The sequence below is a fragment of the Streptomyces sp. YJ-C3 genome, from assembly GCF_053891275.1.
Genome location: NZ_CM132685.1, coordinates 1,506,807 through 1,530,726 on the forward strand (window position 1 = coordinate 1,506,807; position 23,920 = coordinate 1,530,726).

23 protein-coding genes and 1 tRNA gene are annotated in these 23,920 nt (G+C 70.2%); 23 read left to right on the plus strand and 1 reads right to left on the minus strand.

From position 1 onward, the window contains the following. Window positions 1–25 precede the first annotated feature (25 nt). The 12 genes from ACVHNB_RS06725 to ACVHNB_RS06780 all read left to right on the plus strand — a co-directional run bounded on the left by ACVHNB_RS06725 (window position 26) and on the right by ACVHNB_RS06780 (window position 9,851). Window positions 26–295 carry a DUF6284 family protein gene (locus tag ACVHNB_RS06725; protein ID WP_456227610.1) on the plus strand — a complete coding sequence of 90 codons (270 nt, stop codon included), beginning with the start codon at window positions 26–28 and terminating at the stop codon, window positions 293–295. A gap of 65 nt (window positions 296–360) precedes the next feature. Beyond that, window positions 361–1,398 (plus strand): conjugal transfer protein, encoded by a 1,038-nt coding sequence (locus ACVHNB_RS06730; protein WP_456228845.1) that lies wholly within the window; start codon window positions 361–363, stop codon window positions 1,396–1,398. Then, window positions 1,398–1,781: an RRQRL motif-containing zinc-binding protein gene (locus ACVHNB_RS06735; protein ID WP_456227611.1), complete on the plus strand. Its 384-nt coding sequence runs from the start codon at window positions 1,398–1,400 to the stop codon at window positions 1,779–1,781. Before ACVHNB_RS06730 ends, ACVHNB_RS06735 begins: the two co-directional genes overlap by 1 nt. A gap of 28 nt (window positions 1,782–1,809) precedes the next feature. Next, entirely contained in the window at window positions 1,810–2,349 is a 540-nt protein-coding gene (locus ACVHNB_RS06740) for a hypothetical protein (protein WP_456227612.1), read from the plus strand. A gap of 83 nt (window positions 2,350–2,432) precedes the next feature. Further along, the gene (locus ACVHNB_RS06745; RefSeq protein ID WP_456227613.1) at window positions 2,433–4,541 is read left to right on the plus strand and encodes an ATP-binding protein; all 2,109 of its coding nucleotides are present in this window, start codon (window positions 2,433–2,435) and stop codon (window positions 4,539–4,541) included. A 206-nt stretch (window positions 4,542–4,747) separates the two neighbouring features. After that, window positions 4,748–5,197: a hypothetical protein gene (locus tag ACVHNB_RS06750; RefSeq protein WP_456227614.1), complete on the plus strand. Its 450-nt coding sequence runs from the start codon at window positions 4,748–4,750 to the stop codon at window positions 5,195–5,197. Between the two features lie 18 nt (window positions 5,198–5,215). Then, window positions 5,216–5,482 (plus strand): hypothetical protein, encoded by a 267-nt coding sequence (locus ACVHNB_RS06755; RefSeq protein ID WP_456227615.1) that lies wholly within the window; start codon window positions 5,216–5,218, stop codon window positions 5,480–5,482. Between the two features lie 90 nt (window positions 5,483–5,572). Further along, a complete protein-coding gene (locus tag ACVHNB_RS06760) occupies window positions 5,573–6,493 on the plus strand; it encodes a bifunctional DNA primase/polymerase (protein ID WP_456227616.1) in 921 nt (306 codons plus the stop codon). Next, window positions 6,490–6,846: a hypothetical protein gene (locus tag ACVHNB_RS06765; RefSeq protein WP_456227617.1), complete on the plus strand. Its 357-nt coding sequence runs from the start codon at window positions 6,490–6,492 to the stop codon at window positions 6,844–6,846. The genes ACVHNB_RS06760 and ACVHNB_RS06765 overlap by 4 nt, the downstream gene beginning before the upstream one ends. Continuing rightward, the gene (locus tag ACVHNB_RS06770; protein ID WP_456227618.1) at window positions 6,843–7,988 is read left to right on the plus strand and encodes a DUF3631 domain-containing protein; all 1,146 of its coding nucleotides are present in this window, start codon (window positions 6,843–6,845) and stop codon (window positions 7,986–7,988) included. The genes ACVHNB_RS06765 and ACVHNB_RS06770 overlap by 4 nt, the downstream gene beginning before the upstream one ends. A gap of 196 nt (window positions 7,989–8,184) precedes the next feature. Beyond that, a complete protein-coding gene (locus tag ACVHNB_RS06775; protein WP_456227619.1) occupies window positions 8,185–8,379 on the plus strand; it encodes a helix-turn-helix transcriptional regulator in 195 nt (64 codons plus the stop codon). Further along, window positions 8,376–9,851, plus strand: coding sequence for a tyrosine-type recombinase/integrase (locus tag ACVHNB_RS06780; protein WP_456227620.1), 1,476 nt, complete (start codon window positions 8,376–8,378; stop codon window positions 9,849–9,851). Before ACVHNB_RS06775 ends, ACVHNB_RS06780 begins: the two co-directional genes overlap by 4 nt. A gap of 133 nt (window positions 9,852–9,984) precedes the next feature. On the opposite strand, the gene ACVHNB_RS06785 is transcribed toward ACVHNB_RS06780, so the two are convergent. After that, window positions 9,985–10,056 (minus strand) — tRNA-Arg (locus ACVHNB_RS06785). A 491-nt stretch (window positions 10,057–10,547) separates the two neighbouring features. On the opposite strand from ACVHNB_RS06785, the gene ACVHNB_RS06790 reads away from it, so the two are divergent. The 11 genes from ACVHNB_RS06790 (at window position 10,548) to prmC (ending at window position 23,905) form a co-directional block, all read left to right on the plus strand. Further along, window positions 10,548–11,054 (plus strand): response regulator, encoded by a 507-nt coding sequence (locus ACVHNB_RS06790; protein ID WP_456227621.1) that lies wholly within the window; start codon window positions 10,548–10,550, stop codon window positions 11,052–11,054. Between the two features lie 328 nt (window positions 11,055–11,382). Next, entirely contained in the window at window positions 11,383–12,414 is a 1,032-nt protein-coding gene (gene nrtL, locus ACVHNB_RS06795; protein WP_456227622.1) for an ArgS-related anticodon-binding protein NrtL, read from the plus strand. A 26-nt stretch (window positions 12,415–12,440) separates the two neighbouring features. Continuing rightward, window positions 12,441–13,832, plus strand: a complete 1,392-nt coding sequence (lysA, locus tag ACVHNB_RS06800; RefSeq protein ID WP_428952308.1) for a diaminopimelate decarboxylase — start codon at window positions 12,441–12,443, stop codon at window positions 13,830–13,832. 117 nt (window positions 13,833–13,949) lie between these two features. Continuing rightward, entirely contained in the window at window positions 13,950–15,242 is a 1,293-nt protein-coding gene (locus tag ACVHNB_RS06805; protein ID WP_428952307.1) for a homoserine dehydrogenase, read from the plus strand. A gap of 14 nt (window positions 15,243–15,256) precedes the next feature. Then, complete coding sequence (gene thrC, locus ACVHNB_RS06810) at window positions 15,257–16,315, plus strand: threonine synthase (RefSeq protein WP_428957547.1); 1,059 nt, start codon at window positions 15,257–15,259, stop codon at window positions 16,313–16,315. A 366-nt stretch (window positions 16,316–16,681) separates the two neighbouring features. Beyond that, on the plus strand, window positions 16,682–17,599 hold the full coding sequence (thrB, locus tag ACVHNB_RS06815; RefSeq protein ID WP_428952306.1) for a homoserine kinase: 918 nt from the start codon (window positions 16,682–16,684) through the stop codon (window positions 17,597–17,599). Between the two features lie 400 nt (window positions 17,600–17,999). Continuing rightward, window positions 18,000–20,042, plus strand: a complete 2,043-nt coding sequence (gene rho / locus ACVHNB_RS06820) for a transcription termination factor Rho (protein ID WP_428952305.1) — start codon at window positions 18,000–18,002, stop codon at window positions 20,040–20,042. 317 nt (window positions 20,043–20,359) lie between these two features. Further along, window positions 20,360–21,460 (plus strand): LCP family protein, encoded by a 1,101-nt coding sequence (locus ACVHNB_RS06825; protein ID WP_428952304.1) that lies wholly within the window; start codon window positions 20,360–20,362, stop codon window positions 21,458–21,460. A 144-nt stretch (window positions 21,461–21,604) separates the two neighbouring features. Continuing rightward, window positions 21,605–21,826, plus strand: a complete 222-nt coding sequence (gene rpmE, locus ACVHNB_RS06830; RefSeq protein ID WP_018535357.1) for a 50S ribosomal protein L31 — start codon at window positions 21,605–21,607, stop codon at window positions 21,824–21,826. Between the two features lie 119 nt (window positions 21,827–21,945). After that, window positions 21,946–23,022 carry a peptide chain release factor 1 gene (gene prfA, locus ACVHNB_RS06835; RefSeq protein WP_428952303.1) on the plus strand — a complete coding sequence of 359 codons (1,077 nt, stop codon included), beginning with the start codon at window positions 21,946–21,948 and terminating at the stop codon, window positions 23,020–23,022. A gap of 37 nt (window positions 23,023–23,059) precedes the next feature. Next, complete coding sequence (gene prmC / locus ACVHNB_RS06840) at window positions 23,060–23,905, plus strand: peptide chain release factor N(5)-glutamine methyltransferase (protein WP_428952302.1); 846 nt, start codon at window positions 23,060–23,062, stop codon at window positions 23,903–23,905. The last annotated feature ends 15 nt before the right edge of the window (window positions 23,906–23,920 follow it).

Consider the following 23,920-nt stretch of genomic DNA (forward strand, 5'->3'; position numbering starts at 1 on the left):
CCACCTGCTAGGGAGAACACGACCCATGAACGACATCGTTACTGTTCAGGAAGCTGTTACCGCCGCCGAGTGCTTCGACTCGATGGAGCCCACGAACGCGGAGCTGGACGCCATCAACTTCGAGATGCCCGTCATCCGTGCGGACGTCGACCTCCTCGACGCCCACATCCTCACCCTCGACCGCACGCCGACCGAGGTCGACGAGCGGCGCATCCGCAGGGCCCGCCGCCGGGCGCTGGCCGCCCGCGTCGCTCTGCTCAACCGCACGGCCGAGCAGGCGGGCGGTGTGGCGTGAGTGCGACGGTTCGCAAGCCGCTGTCGAAGACGCAGAAGGTCGTGTTGGGTGCGGCGTTCGCGCCGATGCTCGGCACCGGCGTCTTCGGCGGGATCGGTACCTACTCCAACATCAGCGGCGCCTACGGCAAGGGCACCGCGCTCGGCGCCGTAGCCGCCGGCGAAGGAGCCACCGCCGTACTGGCCCTGGTGCTGCTCGGTCTGACGATGCTGGGCCAGGCTTCGCCGCGCGTCATCCGGCTCGGTCTGTGGGCGCTGCCGGGTGCGGCGTCCGCGATGGCTGCGATGGCGGCCGAGACGGCTGGTGAGACTGTCATCTACGCCATCACCCCGATGGGCATGTGCGTGTCTGCCGAGGGCATGGCGTTCCTCGCCCGGCGGATCGTGGTCCACACCGAGGGCCGTGACGCCGAGGGCGAGCGTCGCGCGGTCGAGGTCGTGCAGCAGCTCGCCTACCACCGCGCCCGCGCCGCCAACCACCCCGACAAGAACACCCGCAAGCGCTCCGATCGAGCCTCCTGGCGCCTGGCCCGCAAGGTCGGAGTCGGGGACGTGGCGCTCGGGTCGACGCTGCTCGATGTTCAACGTCAGCGCGTCACGATCGGCGCCGACACTGCTCTCGCCGACATGTTCGGACTCGGTGCGGTCCCCGATTCGATCGAGAACATGAATGCGGAGGAATCCACCGAGACCGACAGGAAACGGTCTACGGCTGACCTGCCGGTATCGACCCCGGCGCCGATCACGCCGAACGTGAAGGAGCTGCCCCGACCGGTCGCCGTCGGCTTCCTGAAGTCGACCCTGCCGACCAAGCCCGCGAAGGCGATCGAGTCGGCCCCGACCGACCCGATCGAAGCGCGTCCGGTGGCTGCTGAGTCGACCCGCCCGCGCGGTGTGACGGGTCGCGTCCCGGACGCCGCCAAGCCGACCCGACCCAAGCGCACCTTCGATGAACTCCTCGCCGAGACGCGCACGGCAACGGCTGACTGGCCCGACACCGACCTGACCGCCGAGGGCATCCGCCGGACCGTACACACGTCCCCGGCACGGGCCCGGACGCTGCGTGACACCCTGCGCGCCGAGCGCGCTGAGGCGGTGGCGTGATGTCGGCGCTGACGCTCGCCAAGTGCTACTGCCCTTCCGGGGGCAAATTCGGAATACCGACCTACCCCTGGCGCTACGCCCCGACCGGCCTCGCTACCCGCCGCCAACTCCGGGCCCTCGGTCTTCGACCGGGCGGTCAGGAGGTGGCCGCGCAGGTCCTGCGCCCGCGCTACCGGCGCGGGCCGCTGGTCGCCTACCTCTACCGCGTCGACCGCGCCAAGCCGGTGCGTCCGATGACGCCGGGCAAGCGGGCCGCGCTCGCCAAGGCGATGTGCGCCCGTCGCACCTGCCCCGTCTGCCGGCGCGATGCCGGATACGTCATCCCCGGCTCGCTCGGCATGTGCGTGCCCTGCGCCTACCCCGAAGACCAGCACGCCGCGTGAGCTGCGGCGATTCGTGATCGGAGACGCTGTGAAGCACACCATCACCACGCACCAGCTCCGGGCCCGCCGCGACCTGGAACGCGACACCAAACAGCTCACGCCGCACGCGATGCGGCAGGTCAGCCGGGCCGTGAACGGCCGCATGCCCACGGTCGAGATCACCCTGACCAACGCCAAGGGCATGGCTGAACTCGGGGTTCAGGCCGAGGTCGAGCTGTCCGGCTGCACCGACCGTCGGGCCATCGATAAGGCCCGCAAGGCCACCCTGCGCCACGCTCGTGACGCGGCCGGCCGCGCGATTCCCCGCCCCGACGGATCAGTCCTGGTCCTCGTCAACAGCGAGCAGCACCGCACCCGCGAGGACATCGCGACCACGCTCGTGCACGAGCTGACGCACGCCATGCAGTTCTCTCGCCGGGGCGTGTTGGACGTGATCGTGCGGGACCTGCGCGCCGCCTACGGCGTCGAGCGTCAGTCCCGGCGTGATGCCCGCACCTTCGAGCGGGCCCTGAAGGACCACGAGCGCGAGGCATACGACACCGAACGTCTCGCCGCCCACCTGCGCTAACCCACCTCTCGTCATGCCGGGGCCCGCCTGCTGTGGGCCCTGGTTCCTCGTGCCCGTTTGCGGGCTGTCTGGAGTCAACACGCATGAGTGACAACGTCGTTCACCTGCACAAGAACCCCGACACCACCCCCGAACCCGCGTCCAACGTCACCACCCTGAAGGTGGTGCCCGAGCCGCGTCCGGTGCCCCTGTGGGTGCGTTCCGGTCGGGCCGTGCGCAAGGTCACCACGGTCGACAACGCCCGCACCGCTGGCCGGATCGGCGTCCGGCACACCACCTACGTGCTCGGCGGTACCCGGATCGTGGCCCGTCGGGCGTGGGACGGACGCACCGCGGCCCGTTACGAGCGCATGTTGCGAGCCGCCGAGGCCGCTGGGAACTACGAGGTCGCCGCCGAGTGGGAAGAGCGCGGGCAGCGCTACCGCGAGGCCCGTCACCGCCGCCGCATGGACCTGCTGACCTCACCGATCGATGCGGCCAAGGGCGCCGCCGCCGGCGTCGGTCTCGGCATCGGCGGGTTGCTCGCGCTGGGCATCGCGATGGCCGTGGCCACCAAGGAAGTCGGCGACGTGGTCACGCCGTTGATGGCGGTCATCGGCTTCATCCGCCTGCTCATCACGATCGTTCAGGTCACCTGGGGACCGCTCATCACCATCGGCCCGCTGCTCGCCCTGCTCGGTCTCTGGGAGGTCGGACGCCGTGCGCAGGCGGCCCCGTACTGGGCGCTGCCGGACAACGTCCGCAGCAGTGAGGGCGAGCCGATTACCCCGTCGATCGTGGTCAAGGCCCTGCGCGACCTCGGCGTCGCCCCGCTGCGCAACGCCATCAAGGACATGGGCGACGCCGGGGCTTCCATGCTCGGACCGATCCGGATCGCCGGATGCGGCGTCGAAGTCGACGTCACCCTCCCCTCGGGAGTGTCGACGAACGAGGTCCAGAAGCGGCGCCGCAAGCTGGCGGAGAACCTGACCCGGCACGAGCACGAGGTGTTCATCACCATCCCCGAGGCGGCCCGCACGGTCCGCCTGTGGATCGCCGACAGTGGTGCGCTGGACGAGCCGATCGGCCCGTCGCCGCTGGTCACCGACGAGACGATGACCGCCGACTACGCCAAGGGCAGGGCCCCGTGGGGTCAGGACCTGCGCGGCGACGCCGCCGCCCTGTCCCTGTATCAGCGCCATCTACTCATCACGGGCCTGTCCAACCAGGGCAAGACCGTGGCCCTGCGCTCCCTGGCGCTGTGGCTGGCCCTGGATCGGTCGGTGGAGTTCTGGATGGGTGACCTCAAGGGCGTGGGCGACTGGGACATGTTCGACGGACTGGCGACCCGGCTGATTCAGGGCCCGACCGACGAGCACGTCATCCAGGTCACCGAGATGGCCGAGGATGCGGTCGAGGAGATGAACCGTCGTCTCCAGGCCCCGCCCGGAACACAGTTCCCCGCGCTGATCGTGCTGGTCGACGAAGCGCAGGTCGCGTTCATGTGCCCGCTCAAGGACAACGAGAAGCGGCCCTACGGCGGCTCGTCGTCCACGTCGCGGTACTTCATGGCGGCCCGCAAGATTCACAACCAGGGCCGTGCGGTGAACGTGCTGCTGTGGCAGGGCACGCAGGACCCCACCGACCAGAACCTGCCCAAGCTGGTCCGCGAGGGCGCCCACACCCGCGCCTCGCTCGCGCTGGGCACGGAGTCGCAGGCCCGCATGGCCCTCGGTGACAAGGCCGTGGACGGTGGCGCGACACCGAACCTGCTGCGCCCGGGCCTGGATCAGGGAACGCTCGTCGTCGCCTCCTCCGGTATCGACATGCCCAAGGGCCAGTCGTCCATCACCGTGCGCACGCACTACGTCGACGACGACGCGGCGAAGGCCATCATCGAGCGGGCCAAGGCCCTGCGCGACGGTGTCACGACCCTGCACGTGATCGAGCGGGGTGAGGACCGCGATGCGCTCGCCGACATTCTCACCGTGCTCGGCGACACGTCCCGGGTGCTCACACAGGACGTCCTCAAGCGGCTCGCGCTGCTGAGTGAGGACGCCTACGGCGACTGGTCGTTCGCCGACCTGACGCGGGTCCTCGACGGCACGGGCGCCGAGCCGTACAAGTCCGACGGGCGCATGGTCGTCGGCCGTGAGCGGGTCGCCCGTGCGATCGCCAACCGTGACACCGAGGGTTCCGCTTCCGCCAACTGACGGCAGGGAGCCGACCCCGTCCCGGGCAGGGAGGCAGGGAGAACTCCCTGACCGCATCCCTGCCTCGCCTCCCTGGCCCTGACCTGCACAAAGGATCAATCAGGGAGTCAGGGAGGCCCGCAGGTCAGCACCCCTGAAACCCCCTCCACAGCACACCCCAAGGGTGTGCCTCTGCCTCCCTGGCCATCGGCCGGAAGGGATTCCGCATGCTGCCCGAACGCACCCACCACACCGCCATACAGGCGCCCGCCATCGTCCACCAGCCCGCCCCGATACAGCCCGTCCAGGCCGCGCCCGTCGTCGTGCAGCCGGGGCAGATCCCCACGGTGCAGACCATCGTCCTGCCCGACGGGCGCGCGGTCACCGGCTACGCCATCAACCCCACCCAGCCCGAACCGCTCGTCGCCAAGCCGGTCGTGTCGCGGGCGGCGGTGAACGTCGCCCTCGGCGGCGTCGGCTTCCTCGCCGTGTGCGGCGGGCTGCTGCTGCTCACCACGTTCATCGCCGCACTCGCCGCCCTCGTGCAGCAGCTCATCATCCTCGCCGCGGTCGTCTTCGGCGGCTGGATCGCCGTGCAGGTCCTCAGCGCCTCGCGCGGCAGCACCACGGTCAACATCCGCAAGGCCGTCTTCAAGCGCAACGACTTCCACACCTGACAAGAAAGGCCCACACCCATGCTCCGACTGCGCATCGAACGCACCAGCTGGCCCCGCCCGGCGCTGATCCTGACCGACACCCCCAACCCCAACTGCCCCGAGTGCAAGGGCGACGGCGGGTTCGAGCAGGACTACGGCGACTACGAGACCGGCGAGTACGCGGGCACCAGCTACTGGCCGTGCACCTGCTGGAACGACACCCGCCGCTGGCTGCTGCTCCCGCTGCCCCGCCGCCGGCCGACCGGCCCGAACCGAGACCCGTGGTCCAACGAGCCCCCGTTCTAGCTACGCCAAGGGCGACCCCCGCTTCACGCCAATGACACCGGGGCCGCCCTTGCCAGCCAGCACCCGTCAAGGAACTGGAGATACCCCAGCATGACGCAACCGACCTCCCTCCGGCGAGACGACAACAGGTCGTTACTCGCCGCCGCCCTCACAGCGGCCGAACACGGCTGGCACGTCTTCCCTCTGCGGCCCGGCAGCAAGCGGCCCGCCCTGCACGGCGAGAGCATCTGCACGCGCACCGGAGCCTGCACGGGCGGGCACGTGAAGTGGGAGCAGCGCGCCACCACCGACCCTGAACGCATCCACGCCGCATGGTCCACCGGCCCGTTCAACGTCGGCATCGCCACCGGCCCCTCCGGGCTGCTGGTCGTCGACCTCGACAAATCGAAGGACAAGAGCAGTTCGGACGCGCCTGACGGCGCGGCAACCTTCGCAGCGCTCTGCGAGCGCGCCGGACACGCCGTCCCCGACACCTACCGGGTCCGGACCGCGAGCGGCGGAACCCACCTGTACTTCACCGCCCCCAACGGGACCCGATACGCCAACACCGCCGGAACCATCGGCGAGTTGATCGACACCCGAGCGTGGGGCGGGTACGTCGTCGCGGCGGGAAGCACCACCCCGACCGGAGCCTACGAAGCGCTCAGCGGCTCTGTGGCGCTCCCACTGCCCGAATGGATGCAAACCATCCTGAAACCGGACCCCAAGCCGTCTGTGGGCCCGCTGAGGCTTCCTGCGGCCGACGGGAGCCGCGCGGCACTCGCCGCACTCGACGCCGAATGCCACATCGTCGCCGGGGCGCCCGAGTCCCAGCGCAACACCACGCTGAACCGCAGCGCGTTCAAGGTGGGGCGGTTCGTCGCGTGGGGCGACATCGCCCGTCACGCGGTGGAGGAGGCCTTCCAAGGGGCGGGGGAGTCGAGCGGACTCACGCCGGCCGAGTGCCGCACGACCATCCGCAGCGCCCTGGACAGCTCCGCCCGCACCGTCCGGCCACGGGAGGCGGCATGACCACCGACCCCCGCCCCTCCTTGGAAGGCCAACCCGCCACACCGGCCCGATTGCATGCCGCCCCACAGCCTGTGGACGAGACGGGAGCGGGCGCCCGAAAGGTGGTCGCCGAAGGCGTCCGCACTGCCCTTGGTGTGGACCCGCACGGCGACGACGGACGCCGCCCCATCGCCTGGCTGACCATCAACGCGCCCGGTCGCGGCCACACCCCCACCGCGACCTCGTGGTGCGTGTGCGGCCGTGACCTGCGCGCCCGTGGACAAGCCGACGTGTTCGCCCTCGTGGCAAGCCACGACTACCACCGCACCGCGTGCCCCCTGCGCAACCCCCAGGAAGGAAGGGCCGCCGCATGACCAGCCCCATCGACGGCGCCGCACTGCTCGACGAGGTGGAAGCCTTCCACCGCCGCTTCAACGTCTTCCCCCACGAAGCGGCCTACGTCGCCGTGGCGTTGTGGGACGCGCACGCGCACCTGCTCGACTGCTTCGACTCCACACCCCGCATCGCGTTCCTCTCCCCGGAGCCGGGGTCCGGAAAGACCCGGGCCCTGGAGATCGTGGAAACGCTCGTGCCGCAACCCATGACGGCCGTCAACGCCTCTGCCGCCGCCCTGTTCCGCTCCGTCTCCTCGGGCAGCGGCAAGCCGACGATCCTGTTCGACGAGATCGACACCGTCTTCGGCCCCAAGGCCGGGGACAACGAGGAGCTGCGCGGATTCCTCAACGCCGGACACCGCCGCACCGGGGTCACCTACCGGTGCATTGGTGACGGTGGACAGCAGACTGTGCAGGCATTCCCGTCGTACTGCGCGGTCGCGGTCGCCGGTCTCGGCTCATTGCCGGACACGATCCTTAGCCGCTCCGTCATCATCCGCATGCGCCGCCGGGCTAGGAACGAGAGGGTCGAGCCGTTCCGGGCCCGCGTCCACGAGGCCGAGGGCCACAAGCTCCGCGACCGGCTCACCGCATGGGCCGAACACGCCCGAGGGTTCGTCATGGGCGCCTGGCCCGAGATGCCCGACGGCGTCTCCGACCGGCCGGCCGACGTGTGGGAACCGCTGCTCGCCATCGCGGACGCCATCGGTGGCCACTGGCCCGAGCGGGCCCGCGCCGCCTGCGTCACCCTCGTGACCGCCTCCCGCGCCAACGACAAAGGCAGCATCGGCGTCCGGCTGCTGACCGACCTGCGCGACCACGTCATGAACGGCATCGACCGACTGCCCACCGTCGCCATCCTGGATCGGCTCAACTCCATGGATGACGCGCCGTGGGCAGACCTGCACGGCAAGCCGCTCGACAACCGGCGGCTCTCCAAGATGCTCGCCGAGTACATGACGGCAGACAACGAGCCCATCGCCTCACGCAACATCAAGACCGGAGCGAGCGTCCTCAAGGGCTACTACGCGGCCGATCTGCACGACGCATGGCAGCGCTACTGCCCCCCACCCCCCGAAAGTCCGCTACCTCCGCTACCCGGCACCGAGAACGCGGTCTGACCTGCGTCAACGCGGTAGCGGCAAGCCCTCGTGCTTGCCGCTACCCATCCGCTACCGCTACCCCGTCCGCTACCTCCCACGGGCCCTCTGACCTGCGAGGTAGCGGCGGTAGCGGAAGTAGCGGACCTGAGAGAGGGGGGCCGGGCGCCTGGGCCTTCGACGCGCCCTCAACCACAAATGCAGAGAGGACCATGGCATGAGCGTCCGCGCGGGGGACGAGAAGCTGACCATCAAGGAAGTGCTTGCCGACCTCAGGGTTGCCCCGGCGACCTTCTATCGGTGGCGCCAACTCGGGAAGGCTCCCCGTTCCATCAAACTTCCGAATGGTGATATCCGAATCCGGAAGTCCGAGTATGAGCGCTGGCTCTCGGAGCGGGAGGACGCTGCGTGAGCACCGAGAAAAACAGCACGGCCGGGCGCCCTCGGGGGTCAGCCCGGCCGGGCTACACCTTCGATGTCAAGCTGTGGGAGATCTCGAAAACCGGGCGCAAATCCCGTCCCTGGCGCGTTCGCTGGGTAGTAGCCGGTCGGGTATGGGGCGGGACTTTCGCGACGTACCCCCTCGCCGAAAGTCGCCGGAACGAGCTATGGAACGCCATGAATCGACGTGGCGAAGCTTTCGAGATCGAGTCGGGGATTCCCGAGTCCGAAGTTCGGAACGCGCAAGCTGTCGAAGCGGAAAAGGCGAAGGAGAAGAACGATCCCAACTGGTGGTTCTTCGTTCGGGAGTTCATGAAACGTCGTTGGCGTACCGCAGCGGCAAAGACGCGCGAGGGGTTCGCAGACAGCCTGGCGTCCGCAGCCTTGGGGATGATGGGGGAGGGGGCCGACGCTCCGGACGCGCTGACCGTGCGACGTGCTGTGAGGTGGTCTGTTGTCCCGGCCCACGCGGACAAGGAGCCGCCGCCCGGTCTGGAGAAGGCGTGCGCCTGGCTCGCTGAGAATGCGCTGCCGCTCTCGGCGCTCACAACCTCCGATACAGCGGAAGACGTTCACTACCGGCTCGCCTACAAGCTTGACGGAAAGCTGGCAGCTAAGGACACGTACAAGCGTCGCCGCCGAGGATTCAACGCGGCGATGAACTACGCGGTCCAGCGTGGATACCTTGAATCGAACCCCATCGCGGAGCTGGAGCGGTACGCCACAGCAGGGCGCGGAGCGATTGACCCGCGCGTCCTCATGAATGCTCGTCAGGGTCGCGATTTCCTCACCGCCGTTTCGTACGTCGGGTCGGTGCACCGAAACCGGGGGAGGCGACTGGTTGCGTTCTTCGGATGCATTCTGTACGCCGCGATGCGTCCGGCGGAAGTCGTCGCTTTGAGGCTTAGGGACTGCCATCTACCCGAAACCGGATGGGGCGTGCTCACCCTCCGGGAGACCCGTCCCGTATCCGGCAAGAAGTGGACCGACTCAGGCGAGCGTCACGACAAGCGCGGGCTGAAGATGCGGGACCCCGACACCGACCGGCCCGTTCCCATCCCGCCCGTACTCGTGGCGATGCTCCGGGCCCACGTGAAGGAGTTCGGCACGGCGGCGGACGGTCGGCTGTTCCAGAACGAGCGCGGCGGTCTGGTGGGCACGTCCAGCTACTGGCGTGTCTGGCAGGAGGCCCGCCCGTTCGCGTTCCCGCCATACAAGGTCGCGTCGCCGCTCGCCGGAAAGCCGTACGACGCCCGAGCCACGTGCATCACGGACTGGCTCCGCTCCGGGCTCCCCGTGGCGGAGGTGGCCCGCCGTGCGGGCACGTCGCCGGAGGTCATCGATCGGCACTACGCGGGCTGCATCGACAACAGCGAAGCGGAGGACAACAAGAAGATCGAAAGAACCATGGGGTGGTCTGAGGACGACGCCGGCACGGCCTAAAAACTGTGTCGGAGGTGTGTCGCGAACACTGAGAGACAACGAGAAAGAGCGGGAGTCAGTGAGACTGACTCCCGCCCTCTTCTTCAGGCATCCGCCCTGGTCACCTACGGATTTTCGTAGGTGGTCTGGCGAGTGCCCCCGGCAGGATTCGAACCTGCGCACACGGCTCCGGAGGCCGTTGCTCTATCCCCTGAGCTACGGGGGCGTGCGCCGCGTGGTGTGCGGCGACGGGTAGAACCCTACCAGCTCCCCCGGGGTCCTCATGAACAGGTATTTCAGGGCCCGGTGACGGGGTGGGGGAGTGGTCGGCGATGAGCCCGGCCTTCGGCTCGGCGGATGCCGAACGAAGGGCTGAGCGAAGGCCCGAGGAAGGAGCCGGCCCAGGCCAGTCGGGGGCCGGGCGCAGGCCCGACGAGGTCGGGCGGAGGTCGGTACGAGGAGCCGGACTCGAGCCGGGCGCGGAGTCGGACGAAGGTCTGGCGAGAACCCGACGAGGAGCCGGACGAGGGACTGGCGAGAACTCGACGAGGAGTCGGACGAAGGCCTGGCGAGAACTTGGCGCGGAGCCGGATAAGGGCCCGGCCGCAGGCCAGGCAGGGGATGCCCGGGCCGCGCGGCTCCAGGCCCCTTCCCCGGTACGGGGTGGAAGTGGGGAAAACCCGGACGCGGTGCCGTGCGCCGACCTACTCTCGAGTTGTGCCAGGCGCGTCCGGCCGGGTCCTCGTTGTGGACGACAACAAGGTCATCCGGCAGCTGATCAGGGTCAATCTCGAGCTGGAGGGCTTCGAGGTCGTGACCGCGGCCGATGGTGCCGAATGCCTGGACGTGGTGCATCAGGTGCAGCCCGATGTCGTCACCCTCGACGTGGTCATGCCGCGTCTCGACGGCCTGCGGACCGCCGCGCGGCTGCGTGCCGACGCCCGGACCCGCGATCTGCCCATCGTCGTCGTCAGCGCCTGCACCCAGTACGAGATGGACAGCGGGCTGGATGCCGGCGTCGACGCCTTTCTGGCCAAGCCCTTTGAACCCGCTGAACTCGTGCGCCTCGTAACGCAGTTGAGCGAGCGGGGTCGGGCGTCATCCGCCCCGAGAGGGCAGAGTGAAGAAGGCGGAGGCGGCAGCCCGGCCGACGGCCCCCGGCGTGGCCCCTCCGCGCACACCGCGGACGAGTCCGAGCACGCGGGCCGCACCGCGGACGCCTGACCGTTCCTCAACGCCTGACCATCCCTCGGCGGCTCGGCGGCTCGGCGGCTCGGCGGCTCGGCGGCTCGGCGGCTCGGCGGGCGACCCGAGGACCTGTCCCAGCCCAGGACCGGATACCCCAGGCCCGGCAGCCCCCGCACCCAGGCCTCCCCGACGGCCCCCCGACCCAGCCGCACTCCGTCCAGCCCCAGCCCCGCCGACCCTTACCGCCGACCCTCACCCGGCAACTCCAGCGGGCGACCTCACCCGGCCCCACCGCGTCCGCATCCCGGACCATCCACCAAACCGACTCGCCTACCCACCCCCCTCCTCCCCTACGCTTACCCCCGTGACCCCCGCAGAGCTCTCCCACACCGTCCTGCGCGCCGTGCGCCGCGCGGTCGACGACGGTGAGCTCGGTGCGGGCACCGTGGAGAGTGTCGAGCGGGGCGGCGCGCGGATCGTCGTCGAGCGGCCGCGGGCCGGTGGGCACGGGGACTACGCCACGAACGTCGCTCTGCAGCTCGCCAAGGGAGCCGGACGGCCGCCGCGGCAGGTGGCCGAGATCCTGTCCCGGCGGCTCGCCGACAGCCCGGGGATCGCCGCCGTCGACGTCACCGGACCGGGGTTCCTGAACCTCACCCTCAGCCGGGGCGGAGCCTTCCGTGACGTACACGCGCTCGTCGACGAGATCCGGCGCCTCGGCCCCGCCTACGGGCACGGCGAGGCGCTCCGCGGCCACCGCATCGAGCTGCGCATCCCGTACGAGACCCGCGCGGAGATCGTCGCCGACGCCGTCGCCCGCATCGGCCGCAGCCAGGGCGCCGAGGCCGAGGTCGAGCGCGTCGCCGATCCGGCCGAGGTGACCTTCCGGCCCGTTCCCGCCGACCCGCAGGGGCTCGGCGCCGACGCCACCCGATGGGCCCTGCTGCACCCCGCCGCGCACGACCGGCCGCGTACCGACACGGCCGAGGACCGCGCCGCCCACCTCGCCCAGCGCGAGTCGAACCCGCTCTTCCGCGTCCGCTATGCCCATGCCCGCACCCGCGCTCTCAGCCGCGGCGCCGCCGACCTCGGCTACACGAGCGCCCCCGGTGACCCGGCGGCCGGGCACGACGACCTCGTGGCCGCCCTCGCCGACCACCCGCGGATCCTCCTCGCCGCGGCCCGCCACCGCGCCCCGGACCGGGTCGCCCGGCACCTCGTCGACGTGGCGGACGCCTTCCTCGCCGATCCGGGGATCTTCGCCGGCGCGCTGCCCAAGGGCGAGGAGAAACCCTCGGCCGCCCATCGCGCCCGGCTCGCCCTCGCCGAAGCCGCCGGGACGGTGCTGGCCGGTGGCCTGACCCTGCTCGGCATCGACGCCCCCGCATACCTGTAAGAAGACGAAGAGAGCGCCACGCAGCCATGAGCCGTTCCGCACACCCCGCAGGCCCCCGCCACGCAGACGTCCTGTCCGAGGGGCACTACGCCGCCCCGCCCGCCGACCTCAACGCCCTCGACCCGAAGGTGTGGGCGCAGACCGTGGCGCGTACCGCCGAGGGCGCCGTCAGCGTCGGCGGGATCGAAGTGGCCCGGCTCGCCGAGGAGTTCGGCACCCCGGCCTACTTCCTCGACGAGACCGACTTCCGCGCCCGCTGCGCCGCCTGGCGCGACGCCTTCGGTCCGGACGCGGACGTCTTCTACGCCGGCAAGGCCTTCCTGTCGCGTGCCGTCGTGCGATGGCTGCACGAGGAAGGGCTCAACCTCGACGTCTGCTCCGGCGGCGAGCTCGCCACCGCGCTGCTGGCCGGCATGCCCGCCGAGCGCATCGCCTTCCACGGCAACAACAAGACCGAGGACGAGATCGAGCGGGCCGTCGAGGCGGGCGTCGGGCGCATCGTCCTCGACTCCTTCCAGGAGATCGTCCGCGTCGCCCACATCGCCGACCGGCTCGGCAAGCGCCAGCGCGTGCAGATCCGGGTGACCGTGGGCGTCGAGGCCCACACCCACGAGTTCATCGCCACCGCGCACGAGGACCAGAAGTTCGGCATCGCGCTGGCCGGGGGACAGGCGGCGGAAGCCGTGCGCCGTGCCCTCAAGCTCGACGGGCTCGAGCTCATCGGGATCCACTCGCACATCGGGTCGCAGATCTTCGACATGGCCGGCTTCGAGGTCGCCGCCCGGCGTGTGGTCGGGCTGCTCGCCGAGGTGCGTGACGAGCACGGTGTCGAGCTGCCCGAGATCGACCTCGGCGGCGGCCTCGGCATCGCGTACACGAGCGACGACGACCCCCGCGAGCCGCACGAGATCGCCAAGGCGCTGAACGAGATCGTGACCCGCGAGTGCGAGGCCGCCTCCCTGGCGACTCCGCGCATCTCCGTCGAGCCGGGCCGCGCCATCGTCGGCCCGACCGCCTTCACGCTCTACACCGTCGGCACCGTGAAGCCGCTGGACGGGCTGCGCACCTACGTCTCCGTCGACGGCGGCATGTCCGACAACATCAGGACCGCCCTGTACGACGCCGAGTACACGGTCGCCCTGGTCTCGCGCCGCTCCGACGCCGAGCCGATGCTGGTCCGCGTCGTCGGCAAGCACTGTGAGAGCGGCGACATCGTGGTGAAGGACGCCTTCCTGCCGGCCGACGTCGCGCCGGGCGACCTGATCGCGGTCCCGGCCACCGGCGCGTACTGCCGCTCCATGGCCAGCAACTACAACCACGCACTTCGCCCGCCGGTCGTCGCCGTGCGCGACGGCGAGGCCCGGGTGATCGTCCGGCGTGAGACGGAGGAAGATCTCCTGCGTCTCGACGTCGGATAAATGAAATATCTGTCTCATCATCCGGACCGGGGGCAGAAAGCCCGGTCCGGTGGGTGAGACTGGTCCCACCGTAGAGATACGTCGAAGTATCAGCAGTAATAGAGGAGACGAGGTCGGATGATGCGTACGCGTCCGCTGAAGGTGGCGCTGCTGGGCTGTGGGGTAGTCGGCTCAGAGGTGGCGCGCATCATGACGACGCACGCCGACGACCTCACCGCCCGCATCGGTGCCCCGGTGGAGCTCGCCGGGGTGGCCGTGCGGCGCCCCTCCAAGGTGCGTGAGGGGATCGACCCCGCCCTCGTCACCACCGACGCCACCGCGCTCGTCAAACGAGGCGACATCGACGTGGTCGTCGAAGTCATCGGAGGGATCGAGCCGGCGCGCACCCTCATCACCACCGCCCTCGAGCACGGCGCCTCCGTCGTCTCGGCCAACAAGGCGCTGCTCGCCCAGGACGGCGCCGCCCTGCACGCGGCCGCCCTCGACCACGACGCGGACCTCTACTACGAGGCCGCCGTCGCCGGTGCCATCCCGCTGATCCGCCCGCTGCGCGAGTCCCTCGCCGGCGACAAGGTCAACCGGGTCCTCGGGATCGTGAACGGCACCACGAACTTCATCCTCGACAAGATGGACTCGACCGGCGCCGGCTACCAGGAGGCCCTCGACGAGGCCACCGCGCTCGGGTACGCCGAGGCCGACCCGACCGCCGACGTCGAAGGCTTCGACGCCGCCGCCAAGGCCGCCATCCTCGCCGGGATCGCCTTCCACACCCGGGTCCGTCTCGACGACGTGTACCGCGAGGGCATGACCGAGGTGACCGCCGCCGACTTCGCGTCCGCGAAGGAGATGGGCTGCACCATCAAGCTGCTCGCCATCTGCGAGCGGGCCGCCGACGGCGGCAGCGTCACGGCCCGCGTGCACCCCGCGATGATCCCGCTGGAGCACCCGCTGGCCTCCGTGCGCGGCGCGTACAACGCCGTGTTCGTCGAGGCCGACGCCGCGGGCCAGCTGATGTTCTACGGGCCCGGTGCCGGCGGTTCGCCGACCGCGTCCGCCGTACTCGGCGACCTCGTCGCCGTCTGCCGCAACCGCCTGGGCGGCGCTACGGGACCCGGCGACTCCGCGTACACGCAGCTGCCCGTCTCCCCGATGGGCGACGTCGTGACGCGGTACCACATCAGCCTCGACGTGGCCGACAAGCCGGGCGTCCTCGCCCAGGTCGCGACGGTCTTCGCCGAGCACGGCGTCTCCATCGACACCGTGCGGCAGTCGGGCAAGGACGGCGAGGCCTCCCTCGTCGTCGTCACCCACCGCGCGGCGGACGCGGCCCTCACCGGGGTCGTGGACGCGCTGCGTCAGCTCGACACCGTGCGCGGTGTCGCCAGCATCATGCGTGTTGAAGGGGAGTAGCAGGGATGACCGGAATGACCCACCAGTGGCGCGGCATCATCGAGGAGTACCGGGACCGGCTCCCGGTGACCGGGACCACGCCGGTCGTGTCGCTGCGCGAGGGCGGCACGCCGCTCGTGCCCGCGCAAGTCCTCTCCGAGCGCCTCGGCTGCGAGGTCCACCTGAAGGTCGAGGGTGCCAACCCCACCGGCTCCTTCAAGGACCGCGGCATGACCATGGCCATCACCAAGGCCAAGGAGGAGGGCGCGCAGGCCGTCATCTGCGCGTCGACGGGCAACACGTCGGCTTCCGCCGCGGCCTACGCCGTGCGCGCCGGCATGGTCTGCGCCGTCCTCGTGCCGCAGGGCAAGATCGCGCTCGGCAAGATGGGCCAGGCGCTGGTCTACGGCTCGAAGATCCTCCAGGTCGACGGCAACTTCGACGACTGCCTGAACCTGGCCCGCAGCCTCTCCGAGAACTACCCGGTGGCGCTGGTCAACTCGGTCAACCCGTTCCGTATCGAGGGCCAGAAGACCGCCTCGTTCGAGATCGTGGACGCGCTCGGCGACGCGCCCGACATCCACGTCCTCCCGGTCGGCAACGCGGGCAACATCACGGCCTACTGGAAGGGCTACAAGGAGTACGCCGCCGACAGCGTGTCGTCGCGCACTCCGCGCATGTGGGGCTTCCAGGCCTCCGGTTCCGCGCCGATCGTGCGCGGCGAGGTCGTCAAGGACCCCTCCACGATCGCGACCGCGATTCGCATCGGCAACCCCGCCTCGTGGCAGCACGCGATCGCCGCGCGCGACGAGTCCGGCGGCTTCATCGACGAGGTGACGGACCGTGAGATCCTGCGCGCCTACAAGCTGTTGGCGTCCCAGGAGGGTGTCTTCGTCGAGCCCGCGTCCGCCGCGTCCGTCGCCGGTCTGCTGAAGGCCGCCGAGCAGGGCAAGGTCGACAAGGGCCAGAAGATCGTCTGCACCGTCACGGGCAACGGACTGAAGGACCCGGACTGGGCCGTCTCCGGCGCCCCGCAGCCGGTCACCGTGCCCGTCGACGCGGCCGCGGCCGCCGAGCGCCTCGGTCTCGCCTGAGCCGGATCCCGACGCTGACGGCCCGTCAACCGGGCGTCTCGGCACAGGGGGTGCACGGGGGGCTTACGACACGCATCGTGCGCCTCCTGTGCGCCCTATGTCGCCACAGAACCTTCCTTCGATAGGCTGTACCGAACCCGCCCGCCGCATATGCCGCGGTGCCGCCGCCGTTCCGTCGTATTCCGGCGAATTTCCGCCGTGGTTCCGTCGTTCGTGGCCCGGGTGTCGACGTACGCATCACAAGACATCGGAAGTCTCGGAAGTTCTCGAATACCTCGACCGTCGTACATCTCCCAGATCTCGTCAGTCCCGCCAGTCTTCGGAAGTTCCAGAAACATCCCGCAGCTCAAGGAGAGTCATCGAGCGATGGCCGGTCCCGCGTTCCGCGCCGCCGCCGTCAGGGTGCGCGTCCCCGCCACCAGCGCCAACCTCGGCCCGGGCTTCGACGCCCTCGGCCTGTCGCTGGGGCTCTACGACGACGTGGTCGTCAGGGTCGCCGACTCCGGGCTGAACATCGACATCGCGGGCGAGGGCTCCGAGACCCTGCCGCGCGACGAGTCGCACCTCCTCGTACGGTCCCTGCGCACCGCCTTCGACCTGCTCGGCGGACAGCCGCGCGGCCTCGAGATCGTCTGCGCCAACCGCATCCCCCACGGCCGGGGCCTCGGCTCGTCCTCCGCCGCGATCTGCGCCGGCATCGTCGCCGCGCGCGCGGTGACCATAGGCGGCGACACCCGGCTCGACGACGCCGCGCTGCTCGAACTCGCCACCGAGATCGAGGGCCACCCCGACAACGTGGCCCCCTGCCTCCTCGGCGGCTTCACCATCGCCTGGACGGAAGCGGGCGCCGGGCGGGCGATCCGCCTCGACGCCGCGCCGTCCGTCGTCCCGGTGGTCTTCGTGCCGGGCAAGCCGGTCCTCACCGAAATGGCACGAGGCCTGCTGCCGCGCACCGTCCCCCATGTGGACGCAGCGGCCAACGCGGGCCGGGCGGCCCTGCTCGTCGAGGCCCTGACCAGGCGCCCCGAGCTGCTGCTGCCGGCCACCGAGGACCGCCTCCACCAGGAGTACCGGGCTCCCGCCATGCCGGAGAGCGCCGCACTGGTGGAGCGGCTGCGGGCCGACGGGGTGCCCGCCATGATCTCCGGGGCGGGCCCGACGGTCATCGCCCTGGTGGAGGACGGTGCGGCCGACAAGGTTGCCCGGCTGGCCGGAGAGGGATGGGCGGCCAACCGCCTGGCCCTCGACGTCGACGGAGCGAGCGTGCTGCCGCTTGGCTCCTGACACACGGTTGCCGGATTTGGAGAGGGGGAATGTTTGTTGGATCCGGTAGTGTTAACCTCAAGTCTGCACCCGACCCCACCATGGCGAGGTGCTGTGTGTCCCCGTCCGGGACAACCATTCTTCCGGGAGCCTCCCCAGCAATTCCGTGCATCGTCCTCGTATGTCGGGACGCGGCACTGAACGTTGGCGAGCATGCTCCGGAACCGGCGTGACCGAGCCGCGTGACACAGAAATTCAGTGCACCCGCGGAATCCGGAATCGCCGTCACCAATGAATTCTTCCGCCTCATCGGCGGACAACCGCCCCGGCACGGTCCGTACAGGCTGGACCACCACCGCCGGACAGCACGACCGGTCGCCGAGCCAGACAGGCCGACGTCCGCTCCAGGGAAGGACCCTTCGTGAGCGACACCACCGATCTGATGGGCGTGACTGCCGACAGCTCCGCTGCCGCGCCCGCCGCGTCCGCAGGGGACGCCTCTGCGCCTGCCGCCGGTGCTTCGGGCTCCCGGCGGCGCCGCGGTACCGGCCTCGAGGGCATGGTGCTGGCCGAGCTGCAGCAGGTCGCCTCGGGCCTCGGCATCAGGGGCACCGCGCGGATGCGCAAGAGCCAGCTGATCGAGGTCATCAAGGAGGCGCAGGCGGGCGGCGGTGCCCCCGCGAAGAGCGCCGACGCCGCTGAGACGAAGCCGAAGCGCCGGGCCACCTCGAAGGCCCGCACCGGCGAGGAGCCCGCGGCCGACGCCGCGCAGGCCAAGACGGAGAAGGCCGACACGGCCGACACCAGCGCGGCCAAGGCGAAGAAGGCCACCGCCCAGCAGCAGATCGAGATCCCGGGCCAGGGCGCCGGGGACGAGCAGCCGGCCGGCGAGCGCCGTCGTCGTCGGGCCACCGCCGAGGCGGGCAGCCCGGAGACGGTCACCGCCGAGGCCAAGGCGGAGACCAAGCAGGACAACCAGGGCGCCGAGAACAAGGGCGACGGCGGCCAGGAGAACAACAACGAGGGCCGCCGTGAGCGCCGCGACCGCCGTGACCGTGGCGACCGGGGCGACCGGGGCGACCGCGGTGACCGCGGTGGCCGCGACCGCCGCGGCAAGGGCGACGACCAGGGCAACAAGGACCAGGGCGGCGGCCGGCAGCAGCAGGGTGGCGGACGTCAGGACCGGGACCGCAACAACGGCCCGCAGGACGACGACGACTTCGAGGGCGGCCGGCGCGGCCGCCGGGGCCGCTACCGCGACCGCCGCGGGCGCCGCGGACGCGACGAGGGCTTCGGCAACGAGCCGCAGGTCTCCGAGGACGACGTCCTGATCCCCGTCGCGGGCATCCTCGACATCCTCGACAACTACGCCTTCATCCGTACGTCGGGCTACCTCCCCGGCCCCAACGACGTGTACGTCTCGCTGGCCCAGGTCCGCAAGAACGGCCTGCGCAAGGGCGACCACGTCACCGGTGCGGTCCGTCAGCCCAAGGACGGCGAGCGTCGCGAGAAGTTCAACGCGCTCGTCCGCCTCGACTCGGCGAACGGCATGGCGGCCGAATCCGGCCGCGGGCGCCCGGAGTTCAACAAGCTGACGCCCCTCTACCCGCAGGACCGGCTCCGTCTGGAGACCGACCCGGGCGTGCTCACCACCCGCATCATCGACCTCGTCGCGCCGATCGGTAAGGGCCAGCGCGGTCTGATCGTGGCCCCGCCGAAGACCGGCAAGACCATGATCATGCAGGCGATCGCCAACGCGATCACGCACAACAACCCCGAGTGCCACCTGATGGTCGTCCTGGTCGACGAGCGTCCGGAAGAGGTCACCGACATGCAGCGGTCGGTCAAGGGCGAGGTCATCTCCTCGACCTTCGACCGTCCGGCCGAGGACCACACGACGGTCGCCGAGCTCGCCATCGAGCGCGCCAAGCGTCTCGTCGAGCTCGGTCACGACGTCGTCGTCCTGCTCGACTCCATCACGCGACTGGGCCGCGCCTACAACCTGGCGGCGCCGGCCTCCGGCCGCATCCTGTCCGGTGGTGTCGACTCGACCGCCCTGTACCCCCCGAAGCGCTTCTTCGGCGCCGCGCGCAACATCGAGGACGGCGGCTCGCTCACCATCCTCGCCACCGCGCTCGTCGACACCGGGTCCCGCATGGACGAGGTGATCTTCGAGGAGTTCAAGGGCACCGGCAACGCCGAGCTCAAGCTCGACCGCAAGCTCGCCGACAAGCGCATCTTCCCCGCGGTGGACGTCGACGCGTCCGGTACCCGTAAGGAAGAGATCCTGCTCGGCAGCGACGAGCTCGCGATCACCTGGAAGCTGCGTCGCGTGCTGCACGCGCTCGACCAGCAGCAGGCGATCGAGCTGCTGCTCGACAAGATGAAGCAGACGAAGTCCAACGCGGAGTTCCTGCTGCAGATCCAGAAGACGACGCCCACGCCCGGTAACGGGCAGGACTGACGCCCAGCGGCGCCACATCGTCTCCAGGGGCCGGGCCCGTCACGCGAGTGACGGGCCCGGCCTTTTGCCGTCTCCACGGGGTAGGCGGTCCCAGAGACCTTCACCACAGGCATAAGAATTCGCGGCTTCTGTGAAGCATGCGCTCCATGAGGACAAAAGTGCAGGTGGGAGGGGTACGGGACCTTGGTCCCGTGACGATCCGTCGTGGCGGGAGCACGCTGTGACCACAGGACGCTGTGCAACCCTTCATGACGGTTCGCCGTCACACCGAGTGAAGAGCAAAGCGGACCGAAGGAAGACAAACCTGCGAGGGGTACATGCCGGACAGTGACAGCAAGCCCGGGCGCCACCGCGCCAAGGGCCGCCGCCGCAAGCCGCGCGCCGGACGCGGAAAGGCGCTGCGTGTCGTGGCGTGGAGCGCGGCGGGCGTGATCGTCCTCGGCGGCACCGGCCTCGGGTACGTCTACTTCAAGCTCAACGGCAACATCAAGAGCGTCGACATCAACCAGGCGCTGGGCAGCGACCGCCCCGAGAACGTCGACAACGGGTCGCAGGACATCCTGGTGCTCGGCTCCGACAGCCGCGCCGGCAGCAACAAGAAGGTCGGCGGCGGCCAGGACGAGGGCTCGGCCCGCTCGGACACCGCGATGGTCGTCCACATCTACAAGGGCCACAAGAAGGCGAGCATCGTCTCCATACCCCGGGACACGCTCATATCCCGGCCCGCCTGCACCGACAAGGACGGCACCGAGCACCCCGCCGCGCAGGACGTCATGTTCAACTCGGCCTACTCCACGGGCGGCGCGGCCTGCGCGGTCAAGACCGTCGAGTCCATCAGCGGTATCCGCATGGACCACTACGTCGAGGTCGACTTCAGCGGCTTCCAGCAGCTGATCGACGACCTCGGCGGCGTCGAGGTCACCACCAGCAAGGCGATCAACGACCCCGACAGCCATCTGAACCTCGACGCCGGCACCCACAAGCTCAACGGCGAGCAGTCGCTCGGCCTCGTCCGCACCCGGCACGGCGTCGGCGACGGCAGCGACCTGGGCCGCATCCAGCTCCAGCAGGCGTTCATGAAGGCCCTGATGGACCAGATCAAGCAGGTCGGCGTCTTCACCAGCCCCAAGAAGCTGTACGACCTCGCGGACACCGCCACCAAGTCGGTGACCACCGACTCCGACCTGGCGTCCGTCAAGGACCTGACCTCGTTCGCGAGCGGGCTCAAGGGCATCGGCTCGAACGACATGAACATGGTCACGATGCCGGTGCAGTACGACCCGGCCGACGCCAACCGCGTCCTGGTCGACCAGACCAAGTCCGACCAGGTCTGGAAGGCCCTGAAGGCCGACCGGGCCGTCCCGAAGTCGGCCCGTGAGGGCACCGCCAGCGGCACCGCGGACGGCGTCGTCAAGTAGCCCGGAAGGCCGCCGGGAATAGATCCTGGCCCACCCCGGTTTTGGGGGATGCGGCCAGTCCTGGCAGACTGGTACGTCGGCTCCGGTTCACGCTCCCGCAATCCGCGTCTGCGACCCGGCGCCCTCCCGAACCTAGGAGACACCTTGAAGCGCGACATCCACCCCGAGTACGTCGAGACGCAGGTCAGCTGCACCTGTGGCGCGTCGTTCACCACTCGTAGCACCATCGACTCCGGCACCATCCGTGCCGAGGTCTGCTCCGAGTGCCACCCGTTCTACACGGGCAAGCAGAAGATCCTCGACACCGGTGGCCGTGTGGCCCGCTTCGAGGCCCGCTTCGGCAAGGCTGCCGCTGCCAAGAAGTAGCGAGGCTCCAGCGCCGGTCTCCGGTGCCCCGATCGCTGGGGCACCGGGACCGGCGCTTTGCGGTGCAGCCCCCTTGTCGTTGGAATGACACAGCACTCTCGTACACGCAGGAGCCGGAGATGTTCGAGGCCGTCGAGGACCTCATCGGCGAGCACGCCGATCTGGAGCAGAAGCTCGCGGACCCGTCGGTCCACGCCGACCAGGCCAACGCGCGCAAGCTGAACAAGCGCTACGCAGAGCTCACCCCGATCGTCGCGACGTACCGCTCCTGGAAGCAGACCGGCGACGACATCGAGACGGCCCGTGAACTGGCCGCCGACGACCCGGACTTCGCGGCCGAGGTCAAGGAGCTCGAGAAGTCGCGCGAGGAGATCACCGAGAAGCTGCGCCTTCTCCTGGTGCCCCGCGACCCGTCCGACGACAAGGACGTCATCCTCGAGGTCAAGGCCGGCGCGGGCGGCGACGAGTCCGCCCTGTTCGCCGGTGACCTGCTGCGCATGTACCTGCGGTACGCCGAGCGCGTCGGCTGGAAGACCGAGATCATCGACGCCACCGAGTCCGAGCTGGGCGGCTACAAGGACGTCCAGGTCGCCGTGAAGACCAAGGGCGGCAACGGCGCGACCGAGCCCGGCCAGGGCGTCTGGGCGCGGCTGAAGTACGAGGGCGGAGTGCACCGCGTGCAGCGCGTCCCGGCGACCGAGTCGCAGGGCCGCATCCACACCTCCGCGGCCGGTGTGCTGGTCACGCCCGAGGCCGAGGAGGTCGACGTCGAGATCAACATGAACGATCTGCGGATCGACGTCTACCGCTCCTCCGGGCCCGGCGGCCAGTCCGTCAACACGACCGACTCCGCCGTGCGCATCACGCACATCCCCACCGGAGTCGTCGCCTCCTGCCAGAACGAGAAGAGCCAGCTGCAGAACAAGGAGCAGGCGATGCGTATCCTGCGCTCCAGGCTGCTCGCGGCGGCGCAGGAGGAAGCGGAGAAGGAAGCCGCGGACGCCCGGCGCAGCCAGGTCCGCACCGTCGACCGCTCCGAGAAGATCCGCACGTACAACTTCCCGGAGAACCGCATCTCGGACCACCGCGTCGGCTTCAAGGCCTACAACTTGGACCAGGTGCTCGACGGTGACCTCGACGCCGTGATCCAGGCGTGCGTCGACGCGGACTCGGCCGCCAAGCTCGCCGCCGCGTAACTCCCGTACGCCCACAGCTCAGCCCCGGAGGACCAGCGTGAACCTGCTGCTCGCGGAAGTGGCCCAGGCCACCCAGCGGCTGGCCGACGCCGGCGTGCCCTCGCCGCGCAACGACGCGGAGGAGCTCGCCGCCTTCGTGCACGGCGTGAAGCGGGGCGAGCTGCACACCGTCAAGGACGCGGACTTCGACGCCCGGTACTGGGAGGTGACCGCGCGCCGCGAGGCCCGCGAGCCGCTCCAGCACATCACCGGCCGCGCCTACTTCCGCTACCTGGAGCTCCAGGTCGGACCCGGCGTCTTCGTGCCGCGCCCGGAGACCGAATCGGTCGTCGGGTGGGCCATAGACGCCGTGCGCGCCATGGACGTCGTCGAGCCGCTCATCGTCGACCTCTGCACCGGCTCGGGCGCCATCGCGCTCGCGCTCGCCCAGGAGGTCCCGCGCTCCCGCGTACATGCCGTGGAACTGTCCGAGGACGCCCTCCAGTGGACGCGCAAGAACGTCGAGGGGTCCAGGGTCGACCTGCGCCAGGGAGACGCCCTGGAGGCCTTCCCCGACCTCGACGGCCAGGTCGACCTCGTCGTCTCCAACCCGCCGTACATCCCGCTCACCGAGTGGGAGTACGTCGCTCCCGAGGCCCGCGACTACGACCCGGACATGGCCCTGTTCTCCGGCGAGGACGGCCTCGACCTGATCCGGGGCATCGAGCGCACCGCGCACCGCCTCCTGCGCCCCGGCGGCGTCGTGGTCGTCGAGCACGCGGACACCCAGGGCGGCCTGGTGCCGTGGATCTTCACCGAGGAGCGGGGCTGGGCGGATGCCGCCGACCACCCGGACCTCAACAACCGGCCGCGGTTCGCCACCGCCCGCAAGGCGATGCCGTGACCGACCAGCTTCATC